Source organism: Agrobacterium genomosp. 2 str. CFBP 5494 (genome assembly GCF_900013495.1).
GTDB classification, from domain to species: domain Bacteria; phylum Pseudomonadota; class Alphaproteobacteria; order Rhizobiales; family Rhizobiaceae; genus Agrobacterium; species Agrobacterium pusense.
Genome location: NZ_LT009719.1, coordinates 368,462 through 384,364, shown reverse-complemented (window position 1 = coordinate 384,364; position 15,903 = coordinate 368,462). Strand labels below are relative to the sequence as shown.

Here is a 15,903-nt window from a genome sequence, read left to right as displayed (position 1 = left end):
ACGCGTTGCGCAAGTGCCATGGCTGCCACTCTGCTGTTCGTCGCAAGTTCTCTCGACAGCGCAGCTGCGCAGGAGACGTCGCAAGGCGCGGTATCCTTCCACGAGGCCCACGGAAGCTGGCAGCTTGCCTGCGCTGGACCCGAAAATAACGATGAGCCAGATAGAGCGTCTGGCGCGACGCAGGAAATCAAGCGGACATGCGCGATAGCTCAGGTCCAATTGGAGGAAAAGACCCGCAAACTCGCCGTTTCCGTGGAGTTCCGGCTCGCCGGTGAAAAAGCACCGGGGAAACTTGCGGGCACGATGGTTCTGCCCTTCGGTCTAGCCGTGACCAAGCTCTTTTCCGTCAAATCGGGAAATATGCGCTTGCAGGAGGTGCAGGTCAGCACTTGCTTACCGGTTGGCTGCGTTGTTTCCTTCTCGCCCTTTGTCGAGCTGGTCTCGGCGCTGAAGGCGGAACAGACACTGACGATAGAGGCACCCGATCTGCAGGGTCGCATTGTCTCGTTCCAGCTGCAGGGCAAAGGTTTTCCGGAGGCGTTGAAACGCCTTGAGGAAGTGCGTTAGGCCGCTACGGAGTCCGGCTCAGGTTTCGCGCCCTGTTCCTGCTTTTGCGCATGGAGTTCGACATTTTTCTTGCGGGAAAATAGCCCTGACAGAAACCGGCCGAAGCGGTCCATTTCCACGAAGATGACAGGCGTGATGAACAATGTCAGCAATTGCGAGACGATGAGACCACCGACCACCGCGATGCCGAGCGGTTGGCGCAGTTCTGAACTGGCGCCCGAGCCGAGCGCGATGGGAAGAGCGCCAAGCAATGCGCAGAATGTTGTCATCATGATCGGGCGGAACCGGCGCACGCAGGCTTCGTGAATGGCGGTTGCGGGTGGTTCCGCTTTTTCGCGCATCAGTTCCACCGCCACGTCGATCATCATGATCGCGTTTTTCTTGACGATGCCGATAAGCATCAATAGCCCGATCAGGGCGATGATGGAGAAATCCATGCCCATAACCTTCAGCGCCACAAGGGCGCCGAAGGCCGCTGCCGGCAGACCGGAAAGAATGGTCAGCGGGTGGATGAAGCTCTCATAGAGAACGCCGAGAACGACATAGATCGTGAGCACCGCCGCCAGAATGAGGATTCCGGTGTTCCCCTGGCTCTGCTGGAAGATTGCCGCCGTGCCGCCATAGCTGGTGAAGACATCCTGCGGCAGGCCTATCGTGGTCTTGAGCTGGTCGATCCGACTTGTGGCGTCGGAGAGTGCCACACCATCCGGAAGGTTGAAGGAGATGGTGGTGGAGACGAGCTGGCCCGTCTGATTGATGGTAACAGGCGCTTGCGTCCGGGTGAGAGCAGCGAAGTTGGAAAGCGGCACCAGTACGCCCGTTTTGGCCGAAAGAATATTGATGTCGCTCAGGAAATCGTCATTCCACGGCTTCGAGCTGTCGAACTCGACAATGACATCGTAGCTGTCGCCGGTCGACTGAATCTGTGCGGCGGTGTAACCGCCGAAGGACATTTCCAGTGTCTTGCGCAGCTGATCATTGGTAATCCCGAAGGCAGCGGCTTTTTCCGAATCGACCGAAATCGTGGCGGCGATGGCGCCGTTTTGGGCATCCGAGGTGACTGACGTGAAGGTATGGTCGCGGCGCATCGCCTCCATCAGCTTGTTCGACCATTCATTGGTGATATCAGCGTTCAAGCCCTGCACCACGAGCTGATATTGGCTGGCAGAGCTGCGCCCGCCGAAACGCAGGCTCTGCTGCGGGTTGATATAGGTGCGGATGCCCGCGACTTTCGAGCTGGCCTGGCCCAGTTCAGTCAGAACCTGGCTCAGAGGTGCGCGCTCCTCCTTGGGCTTGAGTTCGACAAACATCGAGCCGTTGTTCAGCGGATTGCGCGAATTGCCGCCAACGATGGATGTAACGTGGACCACGGCCGGATTCTTGCGGATCTGATCGGCAACCTGCGCCTGGAGATCGCGCATCGCCGTGTAGGAAATATCCTCTCGCGCCTGCGTCGAAACCGAAAGACGGCCGATGTCTTCCTGGGGGAAGAAGCTGGAGGGCAGCACTTCGAATAGATAAAGAGATGCCGCGACCGAGGCGAGAAATGACGCCAAAACAATACGGCGATGGGAAAGGCACCAGCTCACGGCGTTTCCATAGGCACGAAGCGTCCGCTCGAAGCCGGCATCGAACCAACGGATGATCGCCGGTGGCCGGGAGGAGTGGCCGGAAAGGCGCGAGGCGAGCATTGGCGTGACCGTCAGCGATACCAGAGCCGAGGCCATGATGGCGAGCGTGACGACCATGCCGAATTCATTAAAGAGCCTGCCGATCACCCCGCCCATCAACAGAATGGGGATGAAGACGGCGACAAGCGAAATCGACATGGAGAGGATGGTGCTGCTGACTTCCGCTGCACCCTGCAGCGCGGCTTCCCGCATCGGCAGCCCCTCTTCGTGCAGGCGCAATATGTTTTCCAGCATGACGATGGCATCATCCACCACAAGACCTACTGACAGGGTGAGCCCAAGCAGGGAGATATTGTCGATGCTGTAACCCAGCACATACATCGCGCCGAAAGCCGTGATCAGCGACAACGGCACGGCAAGACCCGGAATGACGGTTGCCGTCAGATGCCCGGTGAAGAGGTAGATCACTGCCACCACCAGCCCGATGGTCAGGAACAGGGTAAACTGAACGTCGGAAATCGCGTCCTTGATCGCGGTCGAGGCGTCGTTCATCACGTTGATGTTGACGGAAGGCGGCAATTGCTGGTGAAGCGCCGGCAGCTTGGCCTTGATGGCGTCCACGACATCGACGGTGTTGGCATCCGGCTGCCGCTGAACGGCGAGAACGATGGCCTGTTCGCCGTCGAACCAGCTGCCCGCATTGGTGTTGTCAATGCTGTCGGTGACGTTGGCGATATCACCGAGGTGAATGGGTGCACCGTTGTTCGTCGATACGACCAGCGAACGGAAGGCGGCTGCGTTCGTGCGCTGGGTATCGGCCTCGATCGTCAGGCGCTGATTATCGTTCTGCAGTGCGCCGACGGGAACCTGATTGTTCGCCTGGGCAATGGCGGTGGTGACCGTATCGACGCCGAGGCCTCTTGCCTGAAGCTGCGCCGGATCCAGCCCAATGCGCACGGCATAGGTCTGCGCCCCGTAGATACTCACCTGCGCCACGCCGGAAATGGTGGAAAGGAGCGGGGAGATAATGTTCTCGGCGATTTCATCGACCTTGCTCGTGGGCATTTCCTTGCTGTTGACCGCAAGCAAGAGTACCGGGGCATCGGCCGGGTTCGTTTTGCGATAGCTGGGCGTCGTCGTCATATTGCTCGGCAACTGCCGTTGCGCGCGGGAAATTGCGGCCTGCACGTCGGCAGCGGCCGCGTCGATATCGCGGTTGAGATCGAACTGAAGCACGATCGAGCTGTTGCCAAGCGTATTGGTGGCGCTGATCTCGCTGACGCCGGGAATTGTCTCGAACTGCTTGACCAGTGGCGTGGTGACCGAGGTGGCCATGGTTTGCGGGGAGGCGCCGGAGAGTGATGACGACACGTTGATCGTCGGAAAATCCACCTTCGGCAAGGCCGCGACCGGGAGTAAACGGAAACCGGCAAGGCCTGCCAGAACGAGGCCGATGGCGAGAAGCGTGGTGGCGACGGGCCTGTTGATGCAAAAATTCGGGATCATTGGCGGTCAGCCTTTTCCTGCGGAATATTGGCGGCCAGATTGCCTGCCGCCCCGCCCTTGTCGGAAAATTGCTCGATCACGAGCTGGCCGTCGGCGAGTTCCGACTGGCCCTCGACGATGATATGCTCTCCGCCATTAAGGCCGCGCGCAATGGCGGTGAGGTCGCCGTTCGAACGCGCGATCTCAACTGGCGTCATATGAGCATGATGATCGCCGTCGACCGTGTAGACAAAATTGCCCTTCGGTCCGGGTCTCACAGCGACCGTCGGTACGACGACCATTTCGTCTTCGGAAACAAAATGCGCGGTGACGTTGACGGACTGACCGGGCCACAAAAGGCCGCGGTCGTTCTTGAACTCCGCCTTTGCCAGCACTGTGCCGGAGGTCTGGTCCACAGTGTTGTCGTAAAAACGCAGTACGCCGCGCATCGCCTCGCCGCCGGTCGCCGCAGGGTCGACATCAACTGCCGTGTCTTTCGCTACGCCTTCGCGCAATTGCGGCAGATAGCGTTGAGAGAGCCGGAAACTGACCGAGATGGGGTCGTATTTCGTGATCGTCACGATATTCACGCCGGCACTGAGGTAAGCCCCCGGGCTGACGCTGATATCACCCAGTCTCCCATCGAAGGGAGCACGGATTTCCATATGTTCCAACGCCACCTGATCGGACGCAAGCGTTGCGCGGTCGGCATCGATCTTGGCGCTGGCGCTGTCCCGCGCTGCCCTGGCCTGATCCAGCACCTGCTGTGACTCGGCGCTCTGCTTGACGAGGTTGGCGGCACGCTGAAAAGCGGCTTCAGTCTGTTCAAGTGTCGCCTGGTCGGCGGCGATATTCGCCTTGTCCTTGTCGACCGCCGCACGGGCAATTCGATCGTCCATCTTGAGGATCAGATCGCCCGCCTTGATGTGCTGGCCGTCCTTTGCCTCGATTTCGGTGACGAGGCCGGCCTGGAGCGGCGCGATATTGGTAATATCGGCTGCGACCGCCCACCCTGTTGCCGCCGCGTCCATTGGCAGCGTCGCTTTACTGACCGGAATGGTGCTGACGGTCGGTGGTCCGCCATTGCGCCGCCCGCCGCCCTGCCGTTGCCCCTGTTGTGCGCCTGGCTGGCCATTGCGGGAGGATTGCGGTTTTGCACTTGCAGTCGTTTCTGCGGTTGCGGTCTCCGCCTGCGGTGGAGTGCTGGCAAATTGTTTCAGATAGGGAATTTGATCGAGCGGCAGGCGGTCCTTGAAATACCACGCGCCGGCGGCTGCGATGGCAAGAACGCTGAGGGCGGTCCAGAAACGTTTCATCTGACGGTTCCGCGTAATGAAGGCGATACATGTTTCCCGACATGTGCGGCAAGCCTTGGGAGCAGCTTTCCTCCACAAGACACCCAATACGCTGCGAAATCACCTTAAACTTTTGTAATGGCAATAACCGTGTGCGGGAGCCGTTTGCCCTGCCGTACAGGGGCTGAAGCGGATCGCACTGGTGTGTAACCCGCCATTGCGCATATTCTTCGCGTCGGTTGATACGGGAAAAGGCCGCCTCGTTTCCGGGGCGGCCTTTTGCGCGATGCGATACGCTGGAGGTCAGAAAGCCCGGATGGCGTTGCGGGTGGCCAGCACATCTTCAGCAACATTGCCTGTGGTGGCGGGCACGGAGCCGACGAGATCCAGGAATTTGTAGAGTTCGGTGGCCTGCGAGTTCGTGACATAGATGATGTCGCGATCCTGCATCGGGAATTTCGTGCTGGCAAAGAAGGTCGAGGGATCGCGCAGATTGGCACGGAAAATGACCGGAACGTCCTGGCCAGCGAATTTCGACGTGTTGATGCCGAGCTTCACGAGAAGATCGCGCTTGACGATGCGGTAGACGTAGACTTGGGCGGGATCTGCACGGGAGTCGAGCAATCCGCCCGCCTTGCCAAGGGCGTCCGAGAGCTTGAGATCGGCGTCCTCGAACTCGAAACGGCCGTTGAGGCCGGAAGCGCCGAAGGCGAGATAAGTGCGGCGCTCCCGCTCCACCATGATGGTGTCGCCCGGCACCACATAGATGTTTTCCGAAGGCGTGCTGACAAGGTGATTATAATTGACGCGGGCCGTTTTCCCGCGCCGAATGAGCGTGACATAGGACTCTATGTTGGGAGCACTCAGGCCTTTCGCGTAAGAGATGACGTCAAGAACGCGATCACCTGCTTCCGACAGCTGCACCTTTGTCGGCTCTTTGACGTCGCCAAGAACCGAGGCCTGTGCGGAGCGGCTGGAAATCTTGGTGATCAGAACCTGCGGCTCGATGGCGCGATTTGCCAGACGCTCCTCGATTTCACTCTGCACATCCTCGACATTGCGGCCGGTTGCGCGGATCTTGCCAGCATAGGGAACGCTGATATTGCCTTCCCGGTCGACCGTCTGGTTGGGGAGGCTTATGAAGTTACCCGGGCGACTGCCTGCATCGTTTGGAATGAACAGGCCGCCCGCCTGGCTTTCGAAAATCGCAACCTGGACTACGTCGCCGACACCCATCGGCAATGCCGGGACGCCGCCCTTGCCACCACCGAAGCTGCCGAGCAAGGTGGTCGTGGTGGTATCACCGACATAGTTAAGGACGGAGCTGTTGATGTCGATAAGCGCATAATCCACGCCTGCGGTTTTTTTCTTGTCCTTTGATCCGAATTTTACGGAGGCGTTGGATTCGATTGTGGCTGCGTCGGGGCCAGATGCCGCTGTGACAGTGCAGCCTGCCAGAGCCGCAGAGGCGAGCAGAATCGAAACATTCAATAAACGCATTTGGTCCTCAAAATGAATATCGTCCGAAAGCAGGAAGAACGGACACGTATAGGTTTTTAAAAAATGATCACTTCGTAAATAACCCGGTAAAGAAAGTCTCAGCCGGTTTGCATTTGTTCAGAAAGGATAGGATTGAAAAACGTGTTGAACTGCGAAAGTAATATGCAATTTTGGAGCGTAATTCTATTTTATTAAGGTATCTCGGGCTAAATCTTGTGTATTGCTTATGTTATGCAAGCGCACTGTTTTATTTTCGTTGCAATTCAACATTCGTCCGCCCACTATCATCTCTGTGATTGCTGCATTGTGCTAGTGCAGTTTTGTCACGCTTATGCAGTTTTTTCCTTTGTCGACACCATGTAATCAGTTTTGATAGTCGAGTTTCACTTTGCAGGCGATCATGCCCGTTCAGCGAGCGCGAAATTGACGGTGTCGGCGAATTCCCTCAGGAAACGTTCGCGGGAGAAACGGGCGGCATTATCGATGCAGGCGGTCTTGTCAAAGCGGTCGGAATTGTCGACGAACTCCTGCACAGCGCCGCAGATCGCTTCAGGCGTCTGTTCGCGGAAATAAAGGCCCGTGGGCTGGTTGGAGCCGCCGAGCGGGATGACGGTTTCCAGCACGCCGCCCTTTCCATAAGCGATCACCGGCGTGCCCAGAGCCTGGGATTCGACGGGGACGATGCCGAAGTCGTCTTCCGCCGCAAAGATGAATGCCTTGGCTTCCGCCATGTATCTGTGAAGCTCCTTATTGCCGACAAACCCCAGGGTTTCGATATTGGGAGTTGCGATATCGCGAATGCGCTTCATGTCCGGGCCGTCTCCGATGACAACGAGGCGCCTGTCGGGCATTTTTGCGAAGGCTTCGACGATCAGATGCACTTTTTTGTAGGGCACCAGCCGTGATGCCGTGACGAAATAATCGCCCTTGCGATCAGAGGGAGAGAGGTGGGAGGTATCTACCGGGGGATAGATCACCGTGGAATCCCGCCCATAACACTTGCGCACCCGGTTGCGGATGAATTTGGAGTTGACGGTCATCAGGTCGACACCGTTTGCGGTGCGGATGTCCCACATGCGGATATAATGAAGGATGGCGCGGGCGATCCACGAGGCGAAGCCGTGCGTCAGCCGCGTTTCCTTGAGGTATTGATGCTGAAGATCCCACGCGTAACGGATGGGGCTGTGGATATAGGAAACGTGAAACTGGCCCGGCCCGGTGATGACGCCTTTGGCGACCGCATAGCTTGAGGAAATGACGAGATCATAACCGCTCAGATCGAATTGCTCGATGGCGAGCGGCATCAGCGGCAGGTAAGAGCGATATTTCTTCCGGGCGAAGGGCAGCTTCTGGATGAAGGAGGTATTCACCGGGCGGCCGCCGAGAAAGCCGCGATCACGCTCGCTCATGAAATCCACGAGGCAAAAAAGATCTGCCTGAGGATAGATTTCGAGAAGGTTGTGAAGGACCTTTTCAGCCCCACCCCTATCGGTGAGCCAGTCATGGACGATCGCCGTCTTCATAGTTTCCTCAATAATATCAACGTAATAAAAATTTGTAATCCGACCTGGAAATAAGCCGGCAGTATCGAATATCAATCTTGTCTTCACCCGCAAAAGCGCGGCTGCGAAGACGAAACAATGCGAAAATAATATGGACGCAGGGTTATGTCTGTCGGAATCCTGTCCTGCTCCGTCTCTTGAATAGCATCTTGTTCGCAGATGCGAAATATCCCGCTTCCTAATTTCCTGACATCTGCGCCGACCCGGCGTCTGGCTGTGGCTGCCGAAAGCGCGCCGGGCGGGCGGTGCGTGCCAAAATGCGTCCCCTTCGGTCTGGTAATCATTCCTCCTCGCTTCAAGGTTATTGACAAGGCGTCGCAGCAAGATATTCTGTTATAAAGATGCATATAACATAATAATGGAACACAGAAGAGCTGGGAGCTTGACCATGAGACGTAAAATTGCATTTCTCGCCACCGCCGCGTTGTTGCTTGCACCGGGTGTGATGATGGCCCAGGAAAAGGGCGGCGTGATCAATGTCGCCACCATCGGCGAGCCGCCGACATTGGACCCCATGGCGTCTACCGCCGATCTCGTCGGCATCGTCACACAGCATATTTTCGAAACGCTCTATACTTTCGACAAGGGCTGGAAGGTGACGCCGCTGCTGGCGGAAAGCCTGCCCGAGATCAGCGCGGATGGCAAAACCTACACGATCAAGCTCAGACAGGGCATCAAGTTCCACGACGGCAGCGACATGACGTCTGAAGATGTCGTCGCCTCGCTCGGACGCTGGATGAAGATCGCCTCGCGCGGCAAGCAGGCCGCCGGCTTTATCGAGAATATCTCCGCACCCGACGCCGGTACGGTGGCGATCACCCTCAAGCAGCCCTATGCCCCGCTCACCTCGCTGCTCGCGTTCAACAATTCGGCGGCGATCATCCTGCCGGCCGAAAAGCAGGCGGAGCCGATGGCCGAATTCATCGGCACCGGTCCCTATATGCTTAAGGAACGCAAGGCCGACCAGTATATCCAGCTCGTGCGCTTCGATGGCTACAAGTCCCGCGGCGGCGAAAGCGACGGTTACGGAGGTGCGCGCCATCAATATCTCGATGAAATCCGCTTCGTTCCCGTGCCTGATCCGAACACCCGCGTCGAAGCCGCCGTTTCGGGCCAATACGACTATGTCGATTCCATTCCTGTGGAATCCTTCGAGAAGGTGAAGTCGTCCTCCGCCTCGCAGCCGTTGATGCTGAAGCCCTTCGGCTATCCGGTCTTCGTCTTCAACACCAAGGAGGGGCTGTCCTCAAAGCTTGAGGTTCGCAAGGCGGTGACGGAAGCGCTGAACATGGAAGACATGCTCGCGGCGGCTTTCGGCAGCACGGATTTCTACGCGCTCGACGGCGCTTATTATCCCGACAACTTCTCCTGGCATTCGGAAGAAGGTGTCGAGGGCAACTATAATGTCGGCAATCCGGAAGCCGCCGCCGAAAAGCTGAAGGCGGCCGGTTACAATGGTGAGCCGCTGCGCATCCTTACCAGCCGCCAGTATGAGTTCCATTACAAGATGGCGCAGGTTGCTGCAGAATATCTGAAACTGGCCGGTTTCAAGGTGGATATGCAGGTGGTGGACTGGGCGACGCTGACACAGCGCCGCGCTGACCCGAAGCTCTGGGATATTTATATCAGCCATAGCCCGTTCCTGCCGGAACCGGCGCTGATGGGCGCGCTTTCCACGAGCTCGCCGGGCTGGTGGGATACGCCGGCACGCAAGGCTGCGGTTGATGCCTTCACTGCCGAAGTCGATCCGGATAAACGCATCGCTCTCTGGGCCGACGTGCAGAAGACGATCTATGCCGAGCTGCCGCTTCTCAAGATCGGTGACTTCAATGCCGTGGCGGCGAAGTCCAACAAGCTGGAAGGCGTCGATCCTGCTCCGTGGCCGTATTTCTGGAATGCCTCGGTCACAAAATAAAGCCAGGACGGCAATCGGGTGCCGGGCTGCCGGCACCCTTCAGCAGCTTCGCTTCAACTATCGCGCATAAGTGGTCCGCCACTTTTGCGATCGGGAGCCCTTATTCGTGATACGGTATATCTTCCAGAGACTTGCGGGAATGATCGTGGTGATGTTCCTCGTCGTCACCATCGTTTTCGTCATCCTGCGCGTCACGCCCGGAGACCCGGCCGCCGTGATGCTGGGGCCGGATGCCTCGGCACAGGACATTGCGGAACTGCGCACCCGCCTCGGCCTCGATCAGTCGCTTGGGGTGCAATATGTCTACTATATCGGCCAACTGCTGAAGGGCGATCTCGGCCAGTCGATCTTTCTCAATATGCCTGTCGGATCAGCCCTGCTGGATCGGGCCGAACCGACCTTTTTCCTGACAATCTTTTCACTGCTGATCGCCAGCGTCATCGCTCTCCCGATCGGCATCTATGCCGCTTACCGGCGCGGCTCGTTCGTGGACCAGGCCGCAACGACGGTCGCGATGCTGGCGGCGAGCATTCCGAGCTTCTGGCTCGGCCTCATCCTCATGCAGGTCTTTGCCGTCAGGCTCGATATGTTCCCGGTATCGGGTTATGGCGGGCCGGGGTCGAGTTTCGCCGAGCGCATGTATCATCTGACGTTGCCGGCCATCGCGCTCGGCCTCGTGTCCTCCGCCCTCATTCTGCGCTTCACCCGCGCCTCTATGCTGGATGTCCTCGGTGATGACTATGTCCGCACTGCACGCGCCAAGGGCGTCAAGGAGCGTCGGGTGGTGATGAAACATGCGCTGAAGAATGCGCTTATCCCCATTCTCACCGTGCTTGGCCTCACCGCCGCCGTGCTGATTTCGGGTGCGGTGGTAACGGAGACCGTCTTTGGTTTGCCGGGGGTCGGAAATCTCGTCGTCTCGGCGGTGCTCCGGCGTGATTATCCGGTCATTCAGGGCGCGCTTCTCGTTATCGCCGGGCTCTACGTGCTCATCAATTTTGCAATCGACATGCTCTACCTGCTGGTCGATCCGAGGGTTCGCTACTGATGGCCGATATCGTTTCCACCGTTCCCCCGGCACGCAACCCGACCGTCCTGTTCATTCGGCGTCTTCTGAAGCGCAAGACAGTCGCCGCCGGCCTGCTCGTGCTGCTTGTCTTCGTGCTGCTTGCGGTTTTCGCGCCGATGATAGCGCCGTACTCGCCCTCAAAACTGTCGATCGTGAACCGCCTGAAGCCGCCGAGCGAACTTTATTGGTTCGGCACCGATGAGTTTGGTCGCGACGTCTTTTCCCGTACCATATATGCCGGAAGACTGTCGCTTCTGGTCGGGGCCGCCGTGGTGGCGCTTTCGGCGCTGATTGGCATCACGCTCGGCCTGCTTGCCGGTTTCTTCCAGAAACTGGATACGCCGATCGCGCGGCTGATCGATGCGATGATGGCGTTTCCTGATATTCTGCTGGCGATTGCGCTGGTGGCGGCTCTCGGCCCGTCGCTGACGACTGTCATCATCGCGCTCGCCGTCGTTTATTCGCCGCGCCTTGCCCGCATCGTGCGCGCCTCGACGCTGGTAATTCGTGAGTTGCCCTATGTGGAGGCGGCAAAGGCGCTCGGCATTTCCACTTTCCACATCATGACACGGCATGTCCTGCGCAATCTCGTCTCGCCAATCCTCGTGCAATGCACCTTTCTTTTTGCCAGCGCCATGCTGGCGGAGGCCGGCCTGTCGTTTCTGGGACTTGGTGTCAGCCCCGAAATTCCAACGTGGGGAACCATGATTTCCGCCGGCCGCCAATATATCGGACAGGCCGATTGGATGACCTATTTCCCTGGCTTTGCAATCATTCTTTCCGTGCTGTCGCTGCAAATGGTTGGCGATGGACTGCGGGACATGCTCGACCCAAGACTGCGAAGGGATTTGTAATATGACATCAGGTGAACAGGCAAAAACGCCTCTTCAAGCTCCCATTCTTCTCACCAATGTCAAACCTGTCGGTTTCGGAAAAGGTGCGTCTGAGGCTTCAACCGATATTCTGATCGGCGGCGACGGCAAGATTGCCGCGGTAGGCTCTGCCCTGCAGGTGCCTGCGGATGCGCAGCGTATCGACGCCAAGGGTGCCTTCATTTCGCCCGGCTGGGTCGATCTGCACGTGCATATCTGGCACGGCGGCACCGACATCTCTATCCGCCCCTCCGAATGCGGGGCCGAGCGCGGCGTAACCACACTGGTGGATGCCGGTTCGGCGGGCGAGGCGAATTTCCACGGTTTCAGGGAATATATCATCGAACCCTCAAGGGAGCGCATCAAGGCCTTCCTCAACCTCGGCTCCATCGGCCTCGTTGCCTGCAACCGGGTGCCTGAACTGCGCGACATCAAGGACATCGATCTCGACCGTATCCTCGAATGTTACGCGGAAAACAGCGAGCATATAGTCGGCCTGAAGGTGCGGGCGAGCCATGTCATCACCGGCTCCTGGGGTGTGACGCCGGTCAAGCTCGGCAAGAAGATCGCCAAGATCCTGAAAGTGCCGATGATGGTACATGTGGGCGAGCCACCGGCCCTTTACGACGAGGTTCTGGAAATTCTCGGCCCCGGCGATGTCGTGACCCACTGCTTCAACGGCAAGTCGGGCTCCAGCATCATGGAAGACGAGGACCTGTTCAACCTTGCCGAACGCTGCGCGGGGGAAGGCATCCGGCTGGATATCGGCCATGGCGGCGCATCCTTTTCCTTCAAGGTTGCGGAAGCCGCGATTGAACGCGGGTTGCTTCCGTTCTCCATCTCTACGGATTTGCATGGCCATTCGATGAATTTCCCCGTCTGGGATCTGGCAACCACCATGTCGAAGCTGCTCTCCGTGAACATGCCCTTCGAAAACGTGGTTGAAGCCGTGACCCGTAACCCCGCCTCCATCATCCGCCTCGATATGGAAAACCGTCTCGAGGTTGGTCAGCGCGCAGATTTCACTGTTTTTGATCTTGTCGATGCCGATCTGGAAGCGACCGATTCCAACGGCGACGTGTCGCGCCTGAAGCGCCTGTTCGAGCCGCGTTACGCGGTTATCGGCGCGGAAGCCATCGCGGCCAGCCGTTACATTCCAAGGGCGCGCAAGCTGGTGCGCCACAGCCATGGTTATTCCTGGCGCTGACCCCGACTGATAGGGCGGAGGTCCTTCCTCCGCCGTTCGCAGCCATTACGGGAAACCGCTCCCGGCATTATGAGGAATTCGCGTGAAACAGTCTTCGCTCGACGCAGAAGGGCACGTCTCGCCCTATGACCGGCTCGCCGCGCTCGGCATCTCCCTGCCGCCGCCGCCGCCGCCGATTGCCAATTTCGTCACGCATGTGGTGGAAGGCAACATGCTTTATCTTTCGGGCCAAGGGCCGCGGGAAGAAAATGGCCACCTCTATGCCGGCAAGGTGGGCGCGGAAATCGGGCTGGAAGAGGCCTATAACCATGCGCGTCTCACCGGCATCAACCTGCTTGCCGTCATGCACGAGGCGCTGGGCGATCTGTCGCGGGTGAAGAAGGTGGTGAAGCTGCTCGGCATGGTCAATGCCGTCAGCGATTTCCGCGATCACCCGAGCGTCATCAACGGCTGTTCCGATCTCTTCATCGATGTGTTCGGCGATGCGGGACAACATGCCCGCTCTGCCGTGGGCTTCGGCTCACTGCCGGGCAATATAACCGTCGAAATCGAAGCCATCGTCGCGCTCAAGGGTTGAGGCCGTTCAATGGTTGCGCCAGCCCATCAGCTTTTCGATCCGTTCCGCCGAGACCCTGACCTGCTCGGTGTAGTGGTTCTCGTCCGCCAGCACCTTCTGCTCGGGCAGCACGATGGAAATCGTCGCAACGCATTCGCCCCTGTTGTCGCAAATCGGCGAAGCGATGCATGCCACGGCGTAATCGGACTCGGCGACCTGGATCGACAGCCTGTCATGGAAGGCCGCCGCCGCAGACTGGGACAGCGTTTCCGGGTTGATTTCGGCGCGTCCGGTCGGCGAGGAACGGGCGCAGCGACGGAAAAGTTCGAGACGTTCCGCTTCCGGCAGATGCCCGACAAGCAGACGTCCGGACGCCGTCCAGTTCAAGGGAACGCGGGTGCCGACACGGGACGCGACCTGAAAATGGCTCGGTCCATCCGCCATGGCCAATACCAGCATATGGTCGCCATCGCGGCCGCAAAGCTGCACCGTCTCGCCCGCATGGCGGCAGAGATCGTGCATTTCGTGGGTGGCGACACCCATGAAGTCGAGCGAGCGGGCATAGGCAAGACCGTAGTGGTAAAGCCGCGCGCCGAGCCAGATATTGCCATCGGCATTGCGCGCCAGCATGTTCTTTTCGATGAGATCGTCGATGATCACATAGACGGTGGACAGCGGGGCCTTGATCGCCTTGGCAATGGCGTAAGCGCCGGCGGGGGATCCGGTTTCATAAAGGTAATCAATAACCTGAAGGGCGCGGTCGATGCCGCTGACGCGAGAGCGCTTGGCCACCTTCGCGTCCGGGTTTTCCGCCGTATCGGGAAGGGCGGATAAAGGCGTTTCGTCCAGCTTATGGGCGTCCAATTTTGGCTCCTCATCAGTTTTGAGAAGCTATTACATTATTATGGCATATATGTCGATGCCCATTGCATCGCAAAGACAGGAGAAAGACATGACCGAGGATATCAGAAGCAGGATCGGCCTTCGCCCGGTCATCAACGTCTCGGGCACCATGACCTCGCTTGGCGCGTCGATTGTCGTTCCCGAGGCCGTTCAGGCCATGGCGGCCATCCTGCCGCAATTCGTCGAGATCAATGATCTGCAGCGCAAGGCAAGCGCGATCATTGCAAGGCTGACGGGCGGCGAGGCCGGTTTCGTGACGGCGTCCTGCTCCTCCGGCATCAGCCTTGCGGTGGCGGGCGCCATTACCGGCAATAATCTGCTGGCCATCGAAAAGCTGCCCGATGTCGCGCCTGAGAAGAACGAAGTGCTGGTGCAGATGGGGCATGTGGTGAGTTATGGCGCGCCGGTGGATCAGGCCATCCGGCTCGGCGGCGGCAAGGTGGTGCTGATCGGGCAGGCAACATCGACCCACCGTTTCCATATGGAAAACGCCATCACCGAAAAGACGGCTGCCGCTGTCTATGTCGTCTCGCATCATGTGGTGGATTACGGTCTGCTGCATCTTTCCGAATTCGTCGAGATCGCCCACGCCAAGGGTGTCCCTGTCATTGTCGATGCCGCTTCCGAATACGACCTGAAGCTGTTTTTGGCCACGGGTGCGGATGTCGTGCTCTATTCCGGCCACAAGTTCCTCGGCGGCCCCACCTCGGGCGTCGTTGCCGGCAGGAAGGAACTGGTGCGTCATGCTTTCCTTCAGAATATGGGCATCGGCCGCGGCATGAAAGTCGGCAAGGAAAGTATCTATGGTGTCATGGCGGCGCTTGAGGCCTGGGAAAAGCGGGACCATGCCGGAATTCGCGAACGGGAAACCGGTTATCTCAACCTCTGGAAAAGGACGCTGGATGGACGGCCGGGCGTGACGGCGTTGATCGAGCCCGACCCGACCAACAACCCGCTCGACCGGCTGCGCGTTATCATCAATGCCGAAGAAGCGCATATTACGGCATGGGACCTGACAACGGCGCTGGCCAAGGGTAATCCGCCGATCATCACCCGTGATCACGAGGTGGAGCATCATTATTTCTATCTCGACCCCTGCAACCTGCATCCCGGCCAAGAGACTATCGTTGCGTCCCGTCTGGCGGAGGAACTGGACAAGGCACGCGCCTCCAACGAGGTAATTGCGACACCGTTCGAAGACCGCAGCCGCCACCGTTTCGACGGCATGCTGCGCTGGCCGGACTAATAACGACTGCATATCGAACGAGCGGGTGCCGCGAGTTTCTTCTCCCCGCCGGGGAGAAGGTCGCGGCAGCGGGATGGGGGGGCAGGGGTGCGATC

Annotated in this window: 12 protein-coding genes; 7 read left to right on the top strand and 5 right to left on the bottom strand. The window is 58.7% G+C overall.

Annotated features, from left to right (window positions below):
• Positions 1-18: 18 nt before the first annotated feature.
• Positions 19-567 carry an invasion associated locus B family protein gene (locus tag AGR2A_RS16635; RefSeq protein WP_006698536.1) on the top strand — a complete coding sequence of 183 codons (549 nt, stop codon included), beginning with the start codon at positions 19-21 and terminating at the stop codon, positions 565-567.
• On the opposite strand, the gene AGR2A_RS16630 is transcribed toward AGR2A_RS16635, so the two are convergent.
• The 4 genes from AGR2A_RS16630 to AGR2A_RS16615 form a co-directional block, all read right to left on the bottom strand.
• Positions 564-3,704 (bottom strand): efflux RND transporter permease subunit, encoded by a 3,141-nt coding sequence (locus AGR2A_RS16630; protein ID WP_080823218.1) that lies wholly within the window; start codon positions 3,702-3,704, stop codon positions 564-566. The two genes, AGR2A_RS16635 and AGR2A_RS16630, sit on opposite strands and share 4 nt — an antisense overlap.
• Positions 3,701-4,999 (bottom strand): efflux RND transporter periplasmic adaptor subunit, encoded by a 1,299-nt coding sequence (locus tag AGR2A_RS16625; protein WP_080823217.1) that lies wholly within the window; start codon positions 4,997-4,999, stop codon positions 3,701-3,703. The genes AGR2A_RS16630 and AGR2A_RS16625 overlap by 4 nt, the downstream gene beginning before the upstream one ends.
• Positions 5,000-5,281: 282 nt before the next feature.
• Positions 5,282-6,478: a polysaccharide biosynthesis/export family protein gene (locus AGR2A_RS16620; protein ID WP_006698533.1), complete on the bottom strand. Its 1,197-nt coding sequence runs from the start codon at positions 6,476-6,478 to the stop codon at positions 5,282-5,284.
• 398 nt (positions 6,479-6,876) lie between these two features.
• Positions 6,877-8,001, bottom strand: coding sequence for a glycosyltransferase family 4 protein (locus AGR2A_RS16615; RefSeq protein WP_072493552.1), 1,125 nt, complete (start codon positions 7,999-8,001; stop codon positions 6,877-6,879).
• A 427-nt stretch (positions 8,002-8,428) separates the two neighbouring features.
• Between AGR2A_RS16615 and AGR2A_RS16610 the strand changes: the two genes are divergently transcribed.
• From AGR2A_RS16610 to AGR2A_RS16590, 5 genes are all read left to right on the top strand, one after another.
• Entirely contained in the window at positions 8,429-9,955 is a 1,527-nt protein-coding gene (locus AGR2A_RS16610; RefSeq protein WP_006698532.1) for an ABC transporter substrate-binding protein, read from the top strand.
• Positions 9,956-10,061: 106 nt separating this feature from the next.
• A complete protein-coding gene (locus tag AGR2A_RS16605) occupies positions 10,062-11,003 on the top strand; it encodes an ABC transporter permease (RefSeq protein ID WP_004438751.1) in 942 nt (313 codons plus the stop codon).
• Positions 11,003-11,878, top strand: coding sequence for an ABC transporter permease (locus AGR2A_RS16600; protein WP_004438752.1), 876 nt, complete (start codon positions 11,003-11,005; stop codon positions 11,876-11,878). Before AGR2A_RS16605 ends, AGR2A_RS16600 begins: the two co-directional genes overlap by 1 nt.
• A 1-nt stretch (position 11,879) precedes the next feature.
• Positions 11,880-13,103 (top strand): amidohydrolase/deacetylase family metallohydrolase, encoded by a 1,224-nt coding sequence (locus tag AGR2A_RS16595; protein WP_004438755.1) that lies wholly within the window; start codon positions 11,880-11,882, stop codon positions 13,101-13,103.
• Positions 13,104-13,185: 82 nt separating this feature from the next.
• Positions 13,186-13,680, top strand: a complete 495-nt coding sequence (locus tag AGR2A_RS16590) for a RidA family protein (RefSeq protein WP_004438756.1) — start codon at positions 13,186-13,188, stop codon at positions 13,678-13,680.
• A 6-nt stretch (positions 13,681-13,686) separates the two neighbouring features.
• Here AGR2A_RS16590 and AGR2A_RS16585 read toward each other — a convergent pair whose 3' ends face one another.
• Positions 13,687-14,523, bottom strand: coding sequence for an IclR family transcriptional regulator (locus AGR2A_RS16585; RefSeq protein ID WP_072493551.1), 837 nt, complete (start codon positions 14,521-14,523; stop codon positions 13,687-13,689).
• An 88-nt stretch (positions 14,524-14,611) separates the two neighbouring features.
• On the opposite strand from AGR2A_RS16585, the gene AGR2A_RS16580 reads away from it, so the two are divergent.
• Positions 14,612-15,808 (top strand): aminotransferase class V-fold PLP-dependent enzyme, encoded by a 1,197-nt coding sequence (locus AGR2A_RS16580; RefSeq protein WP_072493675.1) that lies wholly within the window; start codon positions 14,612-14,614, stop codon positions 15,806-15,808.
• Positions 15,809-15,903 lie beyond the last annotated feature (95 nt).

Excerpts from the sequence above, each read along its gene's own strand:
- AGR2A_RS16635 (WP_006698536.1), top strand. The coding sequence starts at position 19 with ATGGCTGCCACTCTGCTGTTCGTCGCAAGTTCTCTCGACAGCGCAGCT.
- AGR2A_RS16630 (WP_080823218.1), bottom strand. The coding sequence starts at position 3,704 with ATGATCCCGAATTTTTGCATCAACAGGCCCGTCGCCACCACGCTTCTC.
- AGR2A_RS16625 (WP_080823217.1), bottom strand. The coding sequence starts at position 4,999 with ATGAAACGTTTCTGGACCGCCCTCAGCGTTCTTGCCATCGCAGCCGCC.
- AGR2A_RS16620 (WP_006698533.1), bottom strand. The coding sequence starts at position 6,478 with ATGCGTTTATTGAATGTTTCGATTCTGCTCGCCTCTGCGGCTCTGGCA.
- AGR2A_RS16615 (WP_072493552.1), bottom strand. The coding sequence starts at position 8,001 with ATGAAGACGGCGATCGTCCATGACTGGCTCACCGATAGGGGTGGGGCT.
- AGR2A_RS16610 (WP_006698532.1), top strand. The coding sequence starts at position 8,429 with ATGAGACGTAAAATTGCATTTCTCGCCACCGCCGCGTTGTTGCTTGCA.
- AGR2A_RS16600 (WP_004438752.1), top strand. The coding sequence starts at position 11,003 with ATGGCCGATATCGTTTCCACCGTTCCCCCGGCACGCAACCCGACCGTC.
- AGR2A_RS16595 (WP_004438755.1), top strand. The coding sequence starts at position 11,880 with ATGACATCAGGTGAACAGGCAAAAACGCCTCTTCAAGCTCCCATTCTT.
- AGR2A_RS16580 (WP_072493675.1), top strand. The coding sequence starts at position 14,612 with ATGACCGAGGATATCAGAAGCAGGATCGGCCTTCGCCCGGTCATCAAC.